Annotated in this window: 16 protein-coding genes; 11 read left to right on the top strand and 5 right to left on the bottom strand. The window is 66.0% G+C overall.

Annotated features, from left to right (window positions below):
* Positions 1–146 precede the first annotated feature (146 nt).
* From trpC to VGU00_RS17285, 3 genes are read right to left on the bottom strand one after another with little or no spacing between them, the layout of a single operon-like run.
* On the bottom strand, positions 147–932 hold the full coding sequence (gene trpC, locus VGU00_RS17295; RefSeq protein ID WP_327470754.1) for an indole-3-glycerol phosphate synthase TrpC: 786 nt from the start codon (positions 930–932) through the stop codon (positions 147–149).
* Entirely contained in the window at positions 929–1,927 is a 999-nt protein-coding gene (gene trpD / locus VGU00_RS17290; protein WP_327470752.1) for an anthranilate phosphoribosyltransferase, read from the bottom strand. Before trpD ends, trpC begins: the two co-directional genes overlap by 4 nt.
* Complete coding sequence (locus VGU00_RS17285; protein ID WP_327470751.1) at positions 1,924–2,514, bottom strand: aminodeoxychorismate/anthranilate synthase component II; 591 nt, start codon at positions 2,512–2,514, stop codon at positions 1,924–1,926. Before VGU00_RS17285 ends, trpD begins: the two co-directional genes overlap by 4 nt.
* A gap of 67 nt (positions 2,515–2,581) precedes the next feature.
* Between VGU00_RS17285 and VGU00_RS17280 the strand changes: the two genes are divergently transcribed.
* A complete protein-coding gene (locus VGU00_RS17280; RefSeq protein WP_327470748.1) occupies positions 2,582–2,977 on the top strand; it encodes a hypothetical protein in 396 nt (131 codons plus the stop codon).
* Positions 2,978–3,026: 49 nt separating this feature from the next.
* Here the strand turns inward: VGU00_RS17280 and trpE are convergent, their stop codons facing one another.
* Positions 3,027–4,541, bottom strand: a complete 1,515-nt coding sequence (trpE, locus tag VGU00_RS17275) for an anthranilate synthase component I (protein ID WP_327470746.1) — start codon at positions 4,539–4,541, stop codon at positions 3,027–3,029.
* A gap of 7 nt (positions 4,542–4,548) precedes the next feature.
* Positions 4,549–6,495, bottom strand: coding sequence for a peptidylprolyl isomerase (locus tag VGU00_RS17270; protein WP_327470744.1), 1,947 nt, complete (start codon positions 6,493–6,495; stop codon positions 4,549–4,551).
* 180 nt (positions 6,496–6,675) lie between these two features.
* On the opposite strand from VGU00_RS17270, the gene tpiA reads away from it, so the two are divergent.
* The 10 genes from tpiA (at position 6,676) to VGU00_RS17220 (ending at position 17,846) form a co-directional block, all read left to right on the top strand.
* Positions 6,676–7,431, top strand: a complete 756-nt coding sequence (gene tpiA / locus VGU00_RS17265) for a triose-phosphate isomerase (protein WP_327470742.1) — start codon at positions 6,676–6,678, stop codon at positions 7,429–7,431.
* 97 nt (positions 7,432–7,528) lie between these two features.
* On the top strand, positions 7,529–7,984 hold the full coding sequence (gene secG / locus VGU00_RS17260) for a preprotein translocase subunit SecG (RefSeq protein ID WP_327470740.1): 456 nt from the start codon (positions 7,529–7,531) through the stop codon (positions 7,982–7,984).
* A gap of 108 nt (positions 7,985–8,092) precedes the next feature.
* Positions 8,093–9,724: a CTP synthase gene (locus VGU00_RS17255; protein WP_327470739.1), complete on the top strand. Its 1,632-nt coding sequence runs from the start codon at positions 8,093–8,095 to the stop codon at positions 9,722–9,724.
* A 34-nt stretch (positions 9,725–9,758) separates the two neighbouring features.
* Positions 9,759–10,442, top strand: coding sequence for a Crp/Fnr family transcriptional regulator (locus tag VGU00_RS17250; protein WP_327470737.1), 684 nt, complete (start codon positions 9,759–9,761; stop codon positions 10,440–10,442).
* A 50-nt stretch (positions 10,443–10,492) separates the two neighbouring features.
* On the top strand, positions 10,493–11,083 hold the full coding sequence (locus VGU00_RS17245) for a hypothetical protein (protein ID WP_327470735.1): 591 nt from the start codon (positions 10,493–10,495) through the stop codon (positions 11,081–11,083).
* A 389-nt stretch (positions 11,084–11,472) separates the two neighbouring features.
* Positions 11,473–12,723: a lipoprotein-releasing ABC transporter permease subunit gene (locus tag VGU00_RS17240; protein WP_327470733.1), complete on the top strand. Its 1,251-nt coding sequence runs from the start codon at positions 11,473–11,475 to the stop codon at positions 12,721–12,723.
* Positions 12,716–13,438 (top strand): ABC transporter ATP-binding protein, encoded by a 723-nt coding sequence (locus tag VGU00_RS17235; RefSeq protein WP_327470731.1) that lies wholly within the window; start codon positions 12,716–12,718, stop codon positions 13,436–13,438. The genes VGU00_RS17240 and VGU00_RS17235 overlap by 8 nt, the downstream gene beginning before the upstream one ends.
* Positions 13,425–13,901, top strand: coding sequence for a glutathione peroxidase (locus VGU00_RS17230; RefSeq protein WP_327470729.1), 477 nt, complete (start codon positions 13,425–13,427; stop codon positions 13,899–13,901). The genes VGU00_RS17235 and VGU00_RS17230 overlap by 14 nt, the downstream gene beginning before the upstream one ends.
* Positions 13,902–13,940: 39 nt before the next feature.
* A complete protein-coding gene (gene dnaE, locus VGU00_RS17225; protein ID WP_327470727.1) occupies positions 13,941–17,426 on the top strand; it encodes a DNA polymerase III subunit alpha in 3,486 nt (1,161 codons plus the stop codon).
* 51 nt (positions 17,427–17,477) lie between these two features.
* Positions 17,478–17,846 (top strand): GFA family protein, encoded by a 369-nt coding sequence (locus tag VGU00_RS17220; protein ID WP_327470725.1) that lies wholly within the window; start codon positions 17,478–17,480, stop codon positions 17,844–17,846.
* The last annotated feature ends 54 nt before the right edge of the window (positions 17,847–17,900 follow it).

Genomic DNA, 17,900 nt, shown 5'->3' with positions numbered 1-17,900 from the left:
TGCCTCTCCATCATCGTCACCCCGGGCTTGACCCGGGGCCTGCCTTTCCTTTCACCGTCAGCCAGAAGAAAGGCGGGTCCCGGGTCAAGGCCCGGGATGACCGAAGTGGGGTAGCTCAACGTCCGCTCTCCACCCCAAAGCCGCTGTCAGCCGTCCAGCAGCGCTTTTGTTGCCGCCGTGACGTCGGGCTGGCGCATGAGGCTTTCGCCGACGAGGAAGGTTTTGACGCCGCTTTCGGCCAGGCGCAGGCAGTCGGCGTGGGTGGCGATGCCGCTTTCGCCGACGAGCAAGGTGCCCGGCGGGACCAGCTTTGCGAGGCGTTCGGTGACGCCTAGGTCGGTTTCGAAGCTGCGCAGGTCGCGGTTGTTGACGCCGATCAGGCGCGACTGGAGCCGGGTGAGCGCGCGGTCGAGTTCGGCCTCGTCATGCACCTCGACGAGCACGTCCATGCCGCGTTCGATCGCCGCGGCCTCGATCTCGCGCATCGCGCCGTCTTCGAGCGCGGCGACGATGATGAGGATCGCGTCAGCGCCGATCGCGCGCGCTTCGGCGACCTGCCAGGGATCGACCATGAAATCCTTGCGGAGCGCGGGGAGCGGGCACGCCGCGCGTGCGGCGACCAGATAATCCTCATGCCCCTGAAAATAGGGCGCGTCGGTGAGGACCGACAGGCAGGCCGCGCCGCCTGCGGTGTAGGCGCGGGCGTGGTCGGCGGGATTGAAATCGTTTCTAATCAGTCCCTTGGAAGGCGATGCTTTCTTGATTTCGGCGATCAGCGCAAAGCCGCCGGCGTCGATCTTCGCCTGAAGCGCCTTGTGGAAACCGCGCGCCGGGCCGGCGTCGATCGCATCGAGGTCGGACAGCGAGCGGATCGTCCGGCGCGCGGCAACCTCGTCGGCCTTGGTGGCGAGGATCTGGGTGAGCTTGTTCATTTATAGGCGATCCAGCAATTGAGCAGCGCGTTGGCAAGGCCCTTGTCGATCGCCTCGGCGGCTTCCTCGACGCCTTCGACCAGCGTGCCGGCGGCGCCGGCGACGACGAGCGCTTCGGCGGCGTTGTAAAGCACCGCGTCGCGATAGGCGCCGGGTTCGCCCTGCAGCAGCGCGCGCAGCGCCTTGGCGTTATAAGCCGCGTCGCCGCCACGGATTTCGGCAAGCGGCCGCGTCGCCAGGCCGGCGTCGGCGGCCACGCTGCGCTGCATGCGGACGCCTTCGGGCGTGACGATCGCTACTTCGTTGCCGCCCGCGAGCGACAGTTCGTCGAGCCCTTCGTCGCCCGAGATGACGCGCGAATGGTCGGTGCCGAGCCGGTGCAGCGCTTCGGCATAGACGGGGACATAGGCGGGGCGCGCGATGCCGATCAGCTGGCGCGTGACGCGCGCGGGGTTGGCGAGCGGCCCCATCAGGTTGAAGATCGTGCGGCGGCCGAGCGCCTTGCGGATCGGCATGATGCGCTTCATCGCCGGGTGATGGTGCGCGGCGAATAGGAAACAGATGCCGAGGTCGGCGAGCTGCGCCTCGGCCATCTGTGACGCGCGATCCAGATCGAGCCCGAGAACTTCGAGCGTGTCGGCTGCCCCCGATTTGGACGAAGCCGCACGATTTCCGTGCTTTGCGACCGGAATCTCGCACGCCGCGACGACGATCGATACCGCGGTCGAGACGTTGAGCGTGTGGTGGCCGTCGCCGCCGGTGCCGCAGACGTCGATCGCGCCCGCGGGGGCGGCAATGGGGATCAGCCGGTCGCGCATCGCCTGCGCCGCGGCGGCGATTTCGACCATCGTTTCGCCGCGATCGGACAGCGCGGCGAGGAAGGCTGCGATCTGTTCGTCGCTGGCGCCGCCGTCGAGCATCGTCGCGAACGCGTCGGCCGCCTCGTCGTCGGCGAGCAGTTCGGTGGGGTCGGGGAACGGGCCGAAACGGCTCATGCCGCCTTCCGTTCGCCGACCGGCAACCCCGCGATTTTCAGGAAGTTTGCGAGCATCGCATGGCCATGTTCGGTCGCGATGCTTTCGGGGTGGAACTGCACGCCGTGGATCGGCAGGTCGACATGGCGGAAGCCCATGACGGCGCCGTCGTCGCTGGTCGCGTTGATGACGAGGCCTTCGGGAATGTCGACCACCTCGAGGCTGTGGTAGCGCGTTGCCTGGAACGGCGACGGCAGGCCGGCGTAGAGGCCGCTGTTGTCGTGGCAGACGGGCGAGGTCTTGCCGTGCATCAGATGGCCGCGCTGGACGGTGCCGCCGAAATGCTGGCCGATCGCCTGATGCCCGAGGCACACGCCGAGCAAGGGACGGCGCGTTTCCGCGCAGGCGGCGACGAGGTCGAGGCTGATGCCCGCTTCGTTCGGCGTGCAGGGGCCGGGCGAGATGAGGATCGCATCGGCGCCGGTCGCGAGCGCGTCGGCGGCGGTGAGCGCGTCGTTACGCTCGACGCGGACATCGACCCCGAGCTCGATCAGATAATGAACGAGGTTGAAGGTGAAGCTGTCATAATTGTCGATGACGAGGATCATGGTGGGGGCGTTAGCGCCTTGCACCGGCGTTGGGAATATCTATCGCGTCAGGGCAGGCAAGGGAAAGATGGAATTTCAGGAACGGATCAAGCTCTATATCGAGTGGCGGATCGGTTTGCCGGCGTCGATGCCGTTCGGCGACGCTAGTGCGATGCGCGCGATACTGCGCGCGATCGAAGAGACGCGGCCCTATGAGGAAGCGGTTCGGCGCGGCACGAAGGCGAGTGATTTTATCGTGCCCGATTTGTCGGGCCTGTGGTGCGGCATTGGGCAGACGGTGGATCGCAACATAAAGAACCACAAAGTCCACGGGATCACGCATCTTGCCGAGAAGGAAAAGGTCTGGATCGAAAGATGCCTGGTGGTGGGCCTGACCATCGATCAGTTGACGCGGGCGGCGAAGGCCCTTCGGCCGCTGGAGCGTTCGATCATGACGCTGGGCTTTCGGAGGCTCTATGGGTGAAGCCCGTGCGGCGCCCGGACGGTGATGCCGGCGCGAGGCTGACGTCCCGCTACTGCCCGTAGCCCGGCGTGCCCGCCAGTCGCACCGCTTCGCGTGCGGCGGCGAAGAGCGCGCCGGCCTTGGCTTCGCACTCGCGCTGTTCATAGGCGGGATTGCTGTCGGCGACGATGCCGGCGCCGGCCTGGACGTGCATTTCGCTGTCCTTGACGATCGCGGTGCGGAGCACGATGCAACTGTCCATATTGCCGTCGGGAGCGAAATAGCCGACGCCGCCCGCATAGGGCCCGCGCGCATCGGCTTCGAGTTCGGCGATGATCTGGCACGCGCGCACTTTCGGGGCGCCGCTGACCGTCCCCGCGGGAAAGCCCGCGAACAGCGCGTCGATCGCGTCCTTGCCGGGCGCGATGCGGCCGATGACGTTCGAGACGATGTGCATCACATGGCTGTAATATTCGACGGTATAGCTGTCGGTGACGGTCACCGTTCCGCCAATCGCCGCACGGCCGACATCGTTGCGGCCGAGGTCGAGCAGCATCAGATGTTCGGCGCGTTCCTTGGGATCGGCGAGCAGGCTGTCGCGGTTCTCGACATCCTCGGCACTCGTTCGCCCGCGCGGGCGGGTCCCGGCGATCGGACGGATCGTGATCTCGCCATCGCGCACCCGGACAAGGATTTCGGGCGACGAGCCGATCAGCGCGAAGCCGGGCAGGTCGAGGAAATAGAGGAAGGGCGAGGGGTTCACGCGGCGGAGCGCGCGATAGAGGTCGAAGGGCGGCAGGTCGAACGACGTCGAGAAACGCTGCGACAGCACGACCTGAAAAATGTCGCCCGCGGCGATATAGTCCTTTGCGGTCGCCACCATCGCGGCGAAATCGTCGGGCGTCGTCGCCGGAATGGGCACGATATCGGCGGGCGCGTCGGTCGCGGCGCGATCTGCGTGCGCGCTGACGCTCGACAGGCGTGCGGCGATGGTGTCGAGCCGGTCCTGCGCCGCCTCGATCATCCGGTCGATGGCGCCGCTCGCATCGGGCCAGATCGGCGCGATGAGGAAGAGTTCGTCGGCGAGACGGTCGAAGACGAGGATCGTCGTGGGGCGGACGAAAATCATGTCGGGCAGGCCGAGCCCGGCGCCCGGCGCGCGCGGGATGCGTTCGACGAGGCCGATGGTTTCATAGGCGAAGAAGCCGACGAGCGTTGCAAGTGCCTTGGGCAAGCCGTCGGGCACGTCGAAGCGGCATTCGGCGACGAGATCGCGGAGCGCCTGCAAGGCGCCGGCTTCGAGCGGCTGGAATGCCTCGCGGTCGCGGCGCCAGTCGCGGTTGATGCGCGCCGCGTTGCCGGTGACTTCGAAGAGCAGGTCGGGGTCGAGCCCGATCAGGCTGTAACGGCCGCGTGTCTCGCCGCTTTCGACCGATTCGAGTACCCAGTCGCCGCGTCCCGGTTCGATCAGCTTGAGCGCCGCCGACACCGGGGTTTCGATATCGGCGATCAGCCGCTGCCAGACGACCGCGCCGCGGCCCCCGGCCAGCGCTTCGAGCGCGGCGGCTTTGCCCTCGAGGCTCACGCGGCGTTTATTCGGCGACCGGCGCGTTGCCGGTGAGTTCGGCGCGGAGCTGGTCGACGAGCTTTTTGTTGATCGTCACGCCGACGCGGCGCTTCGCTTCGGCGCCGAGCTGCTCGATCAATTCGCGGCCGAAGGCGGGAGCGAGCGGCTGGGCGATCGCGGCGACGCGCGCGGGTTCGATCGATTTGGGGTCGGGGCGCTGCACTTCGTTGAGCGCGATCACCATCCAGCCGCGGTTGCCCGGGATTTCGAGCGTCTTCACGCTGCCCTGCGCCATCGAGAAGAGGAGCGCGAGTTCGGGCGGGACCGGCTGGCCGTTGGCGCCGAGTTCGGCGCGGCGGCCGCCGATCGCCTGCACGCTGCCGATGTTCGGGCCGGCGGCGGCGACGGCATCGGCAAGGCTCTTGCCGCCCTCGACCGCCTTCGAGATGGCGCGCGCCTTGTCGCGCGCGACCTTCTGCCCCTCGGCAAAACGCCATTCGCTGAGCAGGTCGCCGCGGATCTGCGCGAAGGGCGGCGGCGCGGCTTCGGTGATCGACTTCACCGCATAGACGGCGAATTTTTCGTTCTCGACGAGCGTCGCGAGATGGCTTTCGCCTTCGCCCGCCGCCTGGAATGCCTGCGCGACGAGCGGCGCGAGTTCGGGTGCCATCGCGAAAGCGGGCTGGCCCGGCGCACGGCCGCTCGGCAGGATCGCGGGGGTTGCGAGCAGCTGCAACTTGCGGTCGGCGGCGATTTCCTCGATCGACGCGCCGCCGTTCACGGCGTCCTGGATGCTGTTGTAATAATCGACGATCGCTTCGTTGGCCTTGTTCTTGGCGAGTTCGGTGCGGATTTCGGGGGTGGCGTCGGCGAGGCTGCGTGCGGGTTTCGCGGTCACGTCCTCGACGCGCGCGACGGTCCAGCCGAGCCCGGTCTGCAAGGGGCCGACGACGTCGCCGCGCTTCGCGGCGAACGCGGTCTTGGCGGCGGCGGCGCTGCTGGTGGCGGCATAGGCCGACTGCGTGAGGTCGCCGGTGGTCGAGGCCGAAAGGCCCGCGGCCTGCGCCGCGGCGGCAAGCGACGTCCCGCCGCGCACCTTGGCGGCGAGGGCGTTTGCCGCCGCCTGATCAGGGACGATCACCTGCGCGAAGCGGCGCGTTTCGCTGGCGGCGAACTGCGCGGCATTATCCTTGTAGACCTTTGCGATTTCGGCGTCGGTAACGGCGGGAACCGGCACGGCGGCGCGATCGAACTGCGCGTACTGGAGCGTGCGGCGTTCGGGCACGGTGAACCTGGCCTTGTTCTGCGACAGGAACTTCTGGAGCGCGGCGTCGCCCGGATCGGCGGTCGGCGCAAAGGGGCTGGCGGGGATGAAGGTCGCCTGACCGCGGCGCTGTTCGAGCAGCAGCGCGGCATAGGGCTGCGCCATACCCGAGCCGATGCGCGGCATCGCGGCGATCGGCGCGGCGAGCTGTTCGAGCAGCAGCTGCTGGCGCAGGTCGCGGCGGAGCTGCGTTTCGGTGATGCCGTTCTGGCGCAGGAAATTCTCGAACACCTTCTGGTCGAAGGTGCCGGCGACGCCGGCAAAGGCGGGCAGATCGGCGATACGACCATCGACGAGGCGCTTGCTGACGCTGAAACCCATCTGGCTGGCGAATTGTTCGAAGGCGAGGCCCTCGACAAGCTGGTCGAGGACCTGGTCGAGGCCGCCCGATTCGATGAATGCGGCCTTGGTCAGCCCCGGCTGTTCGCGCTGGAGCTGGCGATACGCCTGATCGACGCGGTCGCGCAGCTCGCCAAGGCCGATTTCCTCGCTGCCGACCTTGGCGACATTGGCGCCGCCGATGCCGCCGAAGGTCGAGTTTCCGGTCACGTCGCCGAGCGCGAAGGCAAGCCCGACGAGGACGACGAAGGCGAGGGCGAGAAACTTCCCGATCGTCGAGGAAAACATGGCGCGGATAGCGGTAATCATGAAACGGGCGTTCTTTCGGCAGGGCGCGAGGATGCGCGATTGCGCGTTGCTTTAGAGACGTGAAGGGATAGCATCAAGGCGGGAAAGGGGCTTTCGGTCGTGCGATGCCGCCGCTTGCCTATCGCCCCCGCTCGCCGCTAGGGCACGGGCATCGGTTCAGACAGCGGGAGAGACGGGGCAATGGCACGGCGCAAATATGTGGTGGGCAACTGGAAGATGAACGGGCTGCACGGCGCGATTGCCGAGGCCGAGGCCATTTTCGTTGCAGCGCAAGCGCACAGCGCCGTCGATGTGGCGCTGTGCCCATCGTTCACGGTGATCGGCGCGATGGCGGCGGTTGCACGGAGAGTGAAAGGCACGGTCGGCGGTCAGGACTGCCACCCCGCCGCGTCGGGCGCCTTCACCGGGTCGGTATCGGCGCCGATGCTGGTCGATGCCGGTGCGAGCGTCGTCATCGTCGGGCACAGCGAACGGCGCGAGGGTTTCGATGAGAGCGACGACGATGTGCGCGCGAAGGGCGAAGCCGCGCTTGCTGCGGGATTGTCGGTTATCCTCTGCGTCGGCGAGCCGCTGGCGGTGCGCGAATCGGACGGCGCGATCGAATATGTGCTGTTGCAGATCGCGGGATCGGTCCCCGAGACTTTCGATCCGCAGCGGCTGGCGATCGCCTATGAGCCGATCTGGGCGATCGGGACCGGGCTGGTGCCGACGCTGGACGATGTCGCCGCGATGCACGGCGCGATCCGCGGCGCGCTTGCCGACCGCTTCGGCGCGGCGGCGGACGAAATGCGCATCCTCTATGGTGGCTCGGTCAACGGCGACAATGCCGCCGAACTGCTCGGCGCGGGCGACGTCGACGGCGCGCTGGTGGGGGGGGCGAGCCTGACGGCGGCGAAGTTCCTGCCGATCGTCGAAGCCGCGGCGACGCTCGGCTGATTCCCGGCGCCTGATCCTATGGGTTGAAGCGGCGCCGCTTCGTCTCTATGTGCGCCGCGGGCGCGATACGTTTGAGGTCGCGCAAGTTCGGGAAAATATGATGTCCAACCTCTTCACCTTCATACTCGTCCTGCAGGCGCTCGTCGCCGCGGTGATGATCGGCGTCATTTTGATGCAGAAGTCGGAAGGTGGCGGCCTGGGCGTCGGCGGCAGCCCCGCAGGCCTGCTCTCGGCGCGCGGCGCGGCGGATTTCATGACCCGGGCAACGACGATCCTTGCGACGGCCTTTGTCGCGCTGTCGATCCTGCTCGCGGCGATGGCTTCGGTCGGCCGCAGCGGTTCGACGATCGACACCTCGCTGTCGAAGGCGGCGCAGACCAGCGGCGCAGCCCCGACATCGTCGCTGACCGGCCCGGCGCAGCCCGCGCAGGCGCCGGCAGGCGCCACGCCCGCCGCTCCGGCGGGCGACGATCCGCTGGCGGCCGCTGCCGCCGCTGCGGCAAGCACGGAAGCCGCTCCGGCTCCCGCACCGGCGCCCTCCGCCAAGAAATAACCGGCGGCTTCGGCCTCCACCCCGAGCCCGCCCGGCGGAAAATATTTCCGCCGGATGCGATTCGACGGCTTGCGCCGTCCCCCTCCCGTTGAGTAAGTCTTTCCTCCCATGGCGCGGTTCATTTTTATCACCGGCGGCGTGGTCTCCTCGCTTGGCAAGGGTTTGATGGCGGCTAGCCTCGCAGCCTTGTTGCAGGCGCGTGGCTATCGTGTCCGTATCCGGAAATTCGATCCTTATCTGAACGTCGATCCGGGCACGATGTCGCCCTATCAGCACGGCGAGGTCTATGTGACCGACGACGGGGCCGAAACCGACCTCGACCTTGGCCATTATGAACGCTTTACGGGCGTTGCGGCGCGGCAGAGCGACAATGTCACGTCGGGCCGCATCTATCAGGGCATCATCGCCAAGGAGCGCCGCGGCGACTATCTGGGCGCGACGGTGCAGGTGGTCCCGCACGTCACCGACGCGATCAAGGAATTCGCGCGCGCCGAAACCGACGACCTCGATTTCGTGCTGTGCGAAATCGGCGGGACCGTCGGCGATATCGAATCGCTGCCGTTCATCGAGGCGATCCGCCAGCTCAAGAACGAGGTCGGCCGCGAAAATGCGATCTCGGTCCATGTCACGCTGGTGCCGTACATCGCCGCCGCGGGCGAGCTCAAGACCAAGCCGACGCAGCACAGCGTGCGCGAACTCGCGTCCTTGGGCGTCCAGCCCGACATCCTGCTCTGCCGCTGCGAAAAGCCGCTGCCCGAGAATGAACGCGCGAAAATCGCGCAATTCTGCAACGTCCGCAAGGAAGCCGTGATCCCGGCGCTCGACGCCGACAGCATCTATTCGGTTCCCGTCCAATATCATGGCGAAGGGCTCGACGCCGAAGTGCTGCATGCCTTCGGTATCCATGACGCGCCGGCGCCCGACCTGTCGCGCTGGTACGACATCATGGACCGCAAGCAGCACCCCGAAGGCGAGGTCACGATCGGCGTCGTCGGCAAATATGTGTCGCTGCCCGACGCGTATAAGTCGCTCAACGAAGCGCTGGTCCACGGCGGCATGGCGCACCGGGTGAAGGTCAATATCCGCTGGCTCGACGCCGAAATGTTCGAGCGCGACGAGGATCTGGCCGCCAATCTGGAACCGATGCACGGCATCCTCGTTCCCGGCGGGTTCGGCGAGCGCGGATCCGAGGGCAAGATTTCGAGCGTGCGTTTTGCGCGCGAGCGCAACGTTCCCTTTTTCGGCATCTGCCTCGGCATGCAGATGGCGTGCATCGAGGGCGCGCGGAACACGAGCGGGATCGCCGAGGCTTCGAGCACCGAATTCGGCCCGACCGACGAACCCGTCGTCGGCATGATAACCGAGTGGATGAGCGACGAAGGCCTGCAGAAGCGCGGCGCCGACACAGACCTCGGCGGCACGATGCGGCTGGGTGCCTATGAGGCGAAACTGTCGCCGAACAGCCATGTCGCGAGCGTCTATGGCGCCAACGACATCAGCGAGCGCCACCGCCACCGTTACGAGGTCAACAACGCCTATCGCGAGCAACTCGAAAAGGGTGGTCTCGTCTTTTCGGGCATGTCGCCCGACGGCATGTTGCCGGAAATCGTTGAGCGCCCGGACCATCCGTGGTTTATCGGGGTGCAGTTCCATCCGGAACTCAAATCGAAGCCGTTCGACCCGCATCCCTTGTTCGCGGGCTTCATCGAAGCGGCGGTGAAACAAAGCCGGCTTGTCTGACGCCGGGGAAACAGGGCAAAGGGGTTTACGGGCAATGGATCATGCAAAGCTCGCCGAGTTGCAGGGCCCCGACAGTATCTTTTCCGGCCTTTCGGTCGAGGATTGGGCCGAAATCGCGCGTCGCGCGGTGCAGGTCAATTTCGCCAAGGGCAAGGAACTGCTCGTTCAGGGCGATCCGGGCGACATGATGCTGATCCTGACCGAAGGCACGGCGCGCGTGTCGATGTTGACCGCCGGTGGGCGCGAGATCGTGCTGGCCTATGCCGAACCCGGCGCGGTGCTGGGCGAGATCGCGTTGCTCGATGGCGGCGAGCGCACCGCATCGGTGACGGCGACGAGCGCCGGCAGCGCGCTCCAGCTCGGCCGCAATGCGCTCAAGGATTTCGCCGCAAGCCATCCAGAATTCGCCTGGTCGCTGATGCAACAGCTCGCACGGCGGCTGCGCACCGCCGACCAGACGATTGAAAGCGACCGCGCCTATGCGTCGGGGCCGCGGCTCGCGCGCTACCTCAAGCGGCTGATCCAGAAGGATGTCGAGGCGTCGCACCGCGTCGAACTCAGCCAGACCGAACTCGGCAATTTCGCGGGCATGAGCCGCGAACATATCAACCGCCAGCTCAGGAGCTGGGAGGAATCGGGCGTGATCTCGCTCGAACAGGGGCGCGTGCGCGTGCTCGACGCCGAGATGCTCGAGGATATCAGCGAGAGCGAGGGGTAGGCTAGACGGCGGCCGGTTACGGCCAATTGCGGAGATCGAGGTTCCGGGCGATGATGCAAACACCCCGAAAGCTCTTCTCGATGGCGAGGCGTCTCGCCATCCTGGTCGCCGCCGCTGCGTTGTCCATGCCGGCCCAGGCCTGCCTATTGGGGGGACCGCCCGTCGCCGAAACGATAGCCAAGGTTTCGGACGGTGGGATGCTGATCAGCGGGCGTGTCGTTCAGCCATTCGACGCCGACAAGAACCAGCCCGAGATTATCCGCGCCGATCGGATATTCGTCGGCGAAGGGAGGGCGAGAGATTTTCTGATCTATCGCTCGCCGTCGTTTTTCGAACAGGCGAGAAAGCGACGCGACGAAAAGCGCAACCCCAATTGGCAGCCCCCGCCATGTCCCGAACCACCGACATATAGTGTGGGCCAGTCTTTTGAGCGGCTCGTGCTTGTGCCTGCCGTGACCGATAGCGGCGCACCGATCGCCAACAAATGGTCGGTCGAGTTCTGGGGGGGCAGCGTCACCATGGGGGAAGCGCTCGATCGTCTCGTCGAAGAATCGCGGCGGAAGGGGCGATTTCAAACGCGTCCGCCCAAAAGCCGGCAATGGGGCGACTGCATGGAATGCGTGTCGCCGGACGCGCGCTAACCCCCTCAAAGCCGACATCGAATTGCGCAAAGCCCGGAATCACAACGCCCGGGCCTCGTTTCCAAGACCCGGGCGCCTGTGACGAACACTCGCCATCCCCCTTGTTGCAGGCCTGGCGAAAGGCCTGCACTCCCTGGAGCCGGGCCTTTGGGCCGCGTTGAACCAGAAGCCATGGGGGTAGGTCGACGGGGGGGCTTTGTCACCCTCTGACGGGCAATCCAGCCTGCTTTTGCCGGGCGCTGTGACCAAAGAGCAACATATTTTGCGAATCATTCGCAGTTTGACGTCATGCCATCGCGCGGGTTCGAGCCCATTGCCAGTGTCGTCGGGGCTGCGTAAAGCGGCGCAATGCGTGACATTCCTCATGCGCCGCAAAGGCCGACCGCCCCATGATCCTGCGTCCTTACGAGCGCACCATCTTCAAACGCTATATGCTTCCGCAGCGCGGCGAGGGTTTCATCTTCGTCGCGGCGGCGTTCAGCTTTACCGCGGTCATGCTCGGCGTCGCGGCGCTGGTGATCGTGATGAGCGTGATGAACGGGGTGCGCAGCGACCTGTTCGACAAGATCGTCGGGCTCAACGGCCATGCGGTGGTGCAGGGCTTTGGCGGGCGGCTCGACGACTGGCAGGATGTGCTGAAACGGGCGAAAGCCACGCCGGGGGTGGTTTCGGCGACGCCGCTGATCGAGCAGCCCTTGCTCGGCACCTATTCGGGCCGGGTCGAGGGCATTTTGGTGCGCGGCATGCTGGTTTCCGACATCCGCAAGAATGAGACGCTGAACGGCAAGGTGTTGCAGGGCAGCCTGACCAGCCTGACGCCGGGGTCGGGCAATGTCGCGATCGGCAGCGAGTTGGCGCGGAACCTCGGTGCGACGGTCGGATCGAACCTGACGATCATCAATCCCGCGGGCCGCTCGACACCGTTCGGGACGGTGCCGCGCGAGATCAGCTATCGCATTTCGGCGATTTTCGAGATCGGCGTCTATGATTTCGACAAGGCCTATGTCGTGATGCCGATGGAGGATGCGCAATTGCTGCTGCTCACCGGCGACCAGGTCGGGATGATCGAGATCAAGACGACCAACCCCGACAAGGTCGGCGAAATCCTGCAGCCGCTCGCCGAAAAACTCGCGGCGCAGGCGGTGATATCCGACTGGCGGTCGATGAACGCGAGCCTGTTCGAGGCATTGTCGGTCGAGCGCGTCGCGATGTTCGTGATCCTGTCGCTGATCATTCTTGTCGCCTCGTTCAACATCATTTCGTCGCTGATCATGCTCGTGCGCGCGAAGACGCGCGACATGGCGATCCTGCGCACGATGGGCGCGCCGCGCGATTCGGTGATGCGCATCTTCATGGCGATCGGCCTGTCGATCGGGATCGCGGGAACGATTGTCGGCATGATCTTCGGTTTCGGCCTGCTCTATTTCCGCGCCGGCGTGCTGCGCGGGGTCGAGTTCCTCACCGGCCAGCCGCTGTGGGACCCCTCGATCCGCTTCCTGACCGAATTGCCGTCGAAGCCCGACCCGGTCGAAATCACCGTCATCGCGCTGATGGCGATCGTTTTCAGCTTCCTCGCGACGCTCTATCCGGCGTTCAAGGCCGCGAATACCGACCCCGTGCAGGTGCTGCGTTATGAGTGACATCATCCTTGAACTGAAGGCGCTGAAGCGCAGCTTCACGCAGGGCGAGGTCACGATCGACGTGCTGCGCGGCGTCGACGCGCATCTGAAGCGCGGCGAGATCGTCGCGCTGCTCGGGCCGTCGGGATCGGGCAAGTCGACGATGCTGCAGGCGGTCGGCCTGCTCGAAGGCGGCTTCGACGGCACGATCCGGATCGACGGCGAGGATGTCACGCGCTTCGAGCAGGGCGAGCGGACGAAGACGCGGCGCGAGAAGATCGGCTTCGTCTACCAGTTCCACCATCTGCTGCCCGATTTCAACGCGATCGAGAATGTCGTTCTGCCCCAGTTGATCCGCGGTGCGACGCAGGCCGAAGCCGAAGAGCGCGCCGCCGACCTGCTCGGGCGGCTGGGGCTCGGCGAACGGCTGCATCACAAGCCGAGCAAGCTGTCGGGTGGCGAGCAGCAGCGCGTCGCGGTGGCGCGCGCGCTGGCGAACCGGCCCTTGCTCGTGCTCGCCGACGAGCCGACGGGCAATCTGGACGAGGCGACGGCGGACCGGGTGTTCGACCAGTTCGTGAAGCTGGTCCGCGATCATGGTTCGGCGGCGCTCGTCGCGACGCATAACGAGCGGCTTGCAGCGCGGATGGACCGCGTGCTGCGCCTGCACGAGGGGCGTATCGAGGACGAAGTATCGATGGTCGACATCAGGGGAGAGCAAGATGGGACTCTATGATCTTTCGGCAAAGCTGCCGGGCGGCGGCGCGCAGTCGCTCGCGGATTACAAGGGCAAGGTGCTGCTGATCGTGAACACCGCGTCGAAATGCGGCTTTACCCCGCAATATGAGGGGCTTGAGGAATTGTACCGCGATTATAAGGATCGCGGGCTCGAGATCCTTGCCTTCCCGTGCAACCAGTTCGGCGCGCAGGAGCCGGGCGACGCGGAAGAAATCAAGAATTTCTGTTCGCTGACCTATGACGTGTCCTTTCCGCTGATGGCGAAGATCGACGTCAACGGCGATGACGCCGATCCGATTTTCAAACATCTGAAGAAGGAAAAGACCGGACTGCTCGGCAGCGGTATCAAATGGAATTTCACCAAATTCCTCGTCGATCGCAACGGCAAGACCGTCTCGCGCCACGCGCCGACGACCAAGCCCGAGCAATTGCGCAAAGAGATCGAGGAACTGCTGGGTTAAGCCTTGGCAGAATCACTGCTGTCACTGTAGCGTCATCCGATGGCCTACAGCCCCTTCGTTCCCCTGCGCGTCTTTTCCAGTTTCACCATGCTGGAGGGGGCGATCGAGCCCAAGGCGATTGCGAAAGCCGCGCGCGATCGCGGGTTTCCGGCAATCGCGGTTGCCGATCGCAACGGCCTTTATGGCGTCATGGCCTTCGGCGATGCGTGCAAGGCAGCGGGCGTGCAGCCGATCGTCGGCGCGCTGCTGAGCGTCGCGCGGCCCGGACAACGGCTGGCGAACGGCGCGCCGCAGATCGACTGGCTCGCGCTCTACGCGCAGGACGACACGGGGTACGACAATCTCTGCGCGCTCGTGTCGGCGGCGCACCTAGGGCGCCCGGTCGAGCAGGACCCGCATGTCACGCTCTCCGATATCGCCGGCAAGACCGACGGCCTGATTTGCTTGACCGGCGGCGGCGAGGGCGCGCTGGCGCGGCTGCTGGCGGGCGAGCAGAAGACGGCGGCCGACGATTATGTCGAGCAATTGGAGGCGCTGTTCGGCGGGCGGCTCTATATCGAACTGTCGCGGCGCGGCGACGAGGTCGAAATCGCGGCCGAGGCGGCGCTGATCGACCTTGCCTATGCGCGCGCGCTGCCGATCGTTGCGACGAACCCGGCGAATTTCGTCGAGCCGCAATTCCACCCCGCGCACGATGCGATGCTGTGCATCGCGCAATCGGCCTATGTCGAGAGCGAGGACCGGCGCGTGTCGAGCCCCGAGGCATGGCTGAAGCCCGCCGAGGCGATGGAGGATGCGTTCAGCGACCTGCCCGAGGCGATCCACAACACGCTCGTCATCGCGCAGCGCTGCGCGTTCATGGCGCCGAAGCGCAAGCCGATCCTGCCGAGCCTTGCCGGTGACCGTGAGGGCGAGGCTGCGCAGCTCAAGGCCGACGCGCATGCCGGGCTGGCGGCGCGGCTCGCGCATTATCCCGAGATTACGGCCGAAGAACGCGAAGCCTATGTCACGCGGCTCGACTTCGAGGTCGACGTCATCACGCAAATGGGTTTTCCCGGCTACTTCCTGATCGTTGCCGACTTCATCAAATGGGCGAAGGCGCACGATATTCCCGTGGGGCCGGGGCGCGGTTCGGGCGCTGGCAGCGTCGTCGCCTGGGCGCTGACGATCACCGACCTCGATCCGCTCAAGCTCGGCCTGCTCTTCGAACGCTTCCTCAACCCCGAACGCGTGTCGATGCCCGACTTCGACATCGACTTCTGCGAAACGCGGCGCGGCGAAGTGATCCGCTATGTGCAGGAGAAATACGGCCGCGATACCGTCGCGCAGATCATCACCTTCGGTAAGCTGAAGGCGCGCGCGGTGCTGAAGGACACCGGCCGCGTGCTCCAGATGAGCTATGGGCAGGTCGACCGGCTGGCGAAGCTGGTGCCGAACCATCCGACCGACCCGTGGACGCTCGAACGCGCGCTGAACGGCGTCGCCGAGCTGATGACCGAATATAAGCAGGACGACGGGGTGCGGCGCCTGTTCGACATGGCGCGCCAGCTGGAGGGCCTGCCGCGGCACAGCTCGACCCATGCCGCGGGCGTGGTGATCGGCGACCGCCCGCTCGACCAGCTCGTCCCGCTCTATCGCGATCCGCGCTCGGACATGCCGGTGACGCAGTTCGACATGAAATATGTCGAGACCGCGGGGCTGGTGAAGTTCGACTTCCTGGGCCTCAAGACGCTGTCGGTGCTGAAGGAGGCGAAGCGCCTGCTCGCGCTGCGCGGGGTCGATGTCGATCTCGACGCGCTCGCGTGGGACGACGAGGAAGTCTATGCGCTGCTCCAGCGCGGCGAGACCGTCGGGGTGTTCCAGCTGGAATCCGAAGGCATGCGGCGCACGCTGTCGGCGGTGAAGCCGACCAATTTCGGCGACATCATCGCGCTCGTCGCGCTCTATCGCCCGGGACCGATGGACAATATCCCGCTGTTCGGCGCCCGCAAGAACGGGCGCGAGGCGATCGCCTATCCGCACCCGCTGCTCGAAGGCATCCTCGCCGAAACCTACGGCATCTTCGTCTATCAGGAACAGGTGATGCAGGCGGCGCAAATTCTCGCCGGCTACAGCCTTGGCGGCGCCGACCTTTTGCGCCGCGCGATGGGCAAGAAGGTTCAGGCGGAGATGGACGCGCAGCGCGAGACCTTTGTGAAGGGCTGCGGCGAGCATAACGAGATCGCGCCTAAGGCGGCGAACGAGCTGTTCGACTTGATCGACAAGTTCGCGGGCTATGGTTTCAACAAGAGCCATGCCGCGGCCTATGCGTTGCTGTCGTACCAGACGGCCTGGCTGAAGGCGCATTATCCGCACGAATTTTTTGCGGCATCGATGTCGTTCGACAGCCACCAGACCGACAAATTGTCGATCTTCATCGACGATATGCGCCGGCTCGACGTCGGCATCGCGCCGCCGTCGGTCAACGACAGCGAAGCCGATTTCTCGGTCGGGCGCGGCGACGACGGACTGACCGTCCGCTACGCGCTCGGCGCGTTGAAGGGCGTCGGTGAGAAGGCGATGGAAGCGCTCGTCGCCGAGCGCGCCAAGGGCGATTTCGCCTCGCTCGACGATTTTGCGAGCCGCATCGATCCCAAGCTGCTCAACCGGCGCCAGATCGAGGCACTGGCGGGCGCGGGCGCGTTCGACTGTATCGAACCCGACCGCCCGCGCGCCTTTGCGGGGGCAGAGAGCCTGCTCGCCTGCGCGAACAGTTCGGCGCACGAACGCTCGACGGGGCAGGGCGGCCTGTTCGGCGGCGACATCGCGATCGCGCCGGCGTTGCAGCTGCCCGCTGCCGAGCCCTGGACGCTTGCCGAGCGCATGACGCGCGAGAAGGATGCGTTCGGTTTTTATTTCTCGTCGCATCCGGTCGAGCAGTATGAGGCGATCATTTCGGCGCGCGGCGCGCGTTCCTATGGCGACATCTGCGACAATGTCGAAATGACGCCGGGAACGCGTATCCCGATGGTGATGGCGGCGATGGTCGAAAGCGCGCGGCCGCGCGTGTCGCAGCGCGGCAACCGTTTCCTCAACCTGACCTTGTCGGACCGCAGCGGGCAGTTCCAGTCGAGCTGTTTCGACGAGATGGCGGGCAAGACGCTCGAGGCGCTCGCAGCCGATGGCGGCTGTGCGATGCTGTCGGTCGAACTCGACCTGCTCGAAGGCGAGGAAACGCCGCGCGTCACGGTGCGCGGCGCGCAGTCGCTGGTCGACATTGCGGCGACGGCCGCCTTACAGCTGACCTGCCGGGTCGAGATGCCCGAAGCGCTGCCGGAAATCGCGCGCCTGCTTCAAAAGAGCGACGATGCACGCGGGAAGGTCGTCATCGCGACCCGTGACCCGCTGACCGACGAGGATGTCCGGGTCGAACTCGGCCGCAGCTTTGCGCTCGGCCCCGACTGCGTTTCGCGGCTCGGAATGGTCGCCGGGGTCACCGACGCGACCTTGTCGCTCGTCGCGCCACGCGATTTCCGGGCGCGATAGTGGCCGATGACGGCCGCAGCCACAACGTCCGGGAGCTGCCTTTGCGGTACCGTGCGGTTCGCAATTGCGGGCGACTTCGACGCCTTCTTCCTGTGTCATTGCTCACGATGCCGCAAGAATAGCGGTTCGGCGCACGGCGCGAACCTGTTCGCTTCCAACGCGACCATCATGTGGCAGTCGGGCGAAGCGAATATCGCATCCTATCGCGTGCCCGATACCCGGCACGAGCGCAGCTTTTGCAGGACCTGCGGTTCGGCGCTTCCCGGTGTGCGGATGGATGGCACGCTGCTTGTCGTTCCGGCAGGAAGCCTCGATGGTCCGGTCGGAATCCGACCGACCGCGCATATCAGCTGTGCAAGCCGTGCGGAATGGGACGTCGATCTGGCCGATATCCCTCATATGGATGGCCTTCCCGGCTGAATCCGGTCTTTTCGCATCCGTCGCGCCCTGTTTTGCCTTGCGCGCGCTTTGCCT

Origin of the sequence: Sphingopyxis sp. (assembly GCF_035944815.1) — a bacterium.
Lineage (GTDB): Bacteria > Pseudomonadota > Alphaproteobacteria > Sphingomonadales > Sphingomonadaceae > Sphingopyxis.
Note: the sequence above shows the minus strand (reverse complement) of the source record. Positions and strands in the feature narration are given on the sequence as shown.

Excerpts from the sequence above, each read along its gene's own strand:
- trpC (WP_327470754.1), bottom strand. The coding sequence starts at position 932 with ATGAACAAGCTCACCCAGATCCTCGCCACCAAGGCCGACGAGGTTGCC.
- trpD (WP_327470752.1), bottom strand. The coding sequence starts at position 1,927 with ATGAGCCGTTTCGGCCCGTTCCCCGACCCCACCGAACTGCTCGCCGAC.
- VGU00_RS17285 (WP_327470751.1), bottom strand. The coding sequence starts at position 2,514 with ATGATCCTCGTCATCGACAATTATGACAGCTTCACCTTCAACCTCGTT.
- VGU00_RS17280 (WP_327470748.1), top strand. The coding sequence starts at position 2,582 with ATGGAATTTCAGGAACGGATCAAGCTCTATATCGAGTGGCGGATCGGT.
- VGU00_RS17270 (WP_327470744.1), bottom strand. The coding sequence starts at position 6,495 with ATGATTACCGCTATCCGCGCCATGTTTTCCTCGACGATCGGGAAGTTT.
- tpiA (WP_327470742.1), top strand. The coding sequence starts at position 6,676 with ATGGCACGGCGCAAATATGTGGTGGGCAACTGGAAGATGAACGGGCTG.
- secG (WP_327470740.1), top strand. The coding sequence starts at position 7,529 with ATGATGTCCAACCTCTTCACCTTCATACTCGTCCTGCAGGCGCTCGTC.
- VGU00_RS17255 (WP_327470739.1), top strand. The coding sequence starts at position 8,093 with ATGGCGCGGTTCATTTTTATCACCGGCGGCGTGGTCTCCTCGCTTGGC.
- VGU00_RS17250 (WP_327470737.1), top strand. The coding sequence starts at position 9,759 with ATGGATCATGCAAAGCTCGCCGAGTTGCAGGGCCCCGACAGTATCTTT.
- VGU00_RS17245 (WP_327470735.1), top strand. The coding sequence starts at position 10,493 with ATGATGCAAACACCCCGAAAGCTCTTCTCGATGGCGAGGCGTCTCGCC.
- VGU00_RS17240 (WP_327470733.1), top strand. The coding sequence starts at position 11,473 with ATGATCCTGCGTCCTTACGAGCGCACCATCTTCAAACGCTATATGCTT.
- VGU00_RS17235 (WP_327470731.1), top strand. The coding sequence starts at position 12,716 with ATGAGTGACATCATCCTTGAACTGAAGGCGCTGAAGCGCAGCTTCACG.
- VGU00_RS17230 (WP_327470729.1), top strand. The coding sequence starts at position 13,425 with ATGGGACTCTATGATCTTTCGGCAAAGCTGCCGGGCGGCGGCGCGCAG.
- dnaE (WP_327470727.1), top strand. The coding sequence starts at position 13,941 with ATGGCCTACAGCCCCTTCGTTCCCCTGCGCGTCTTTTCCAGTTTCACC.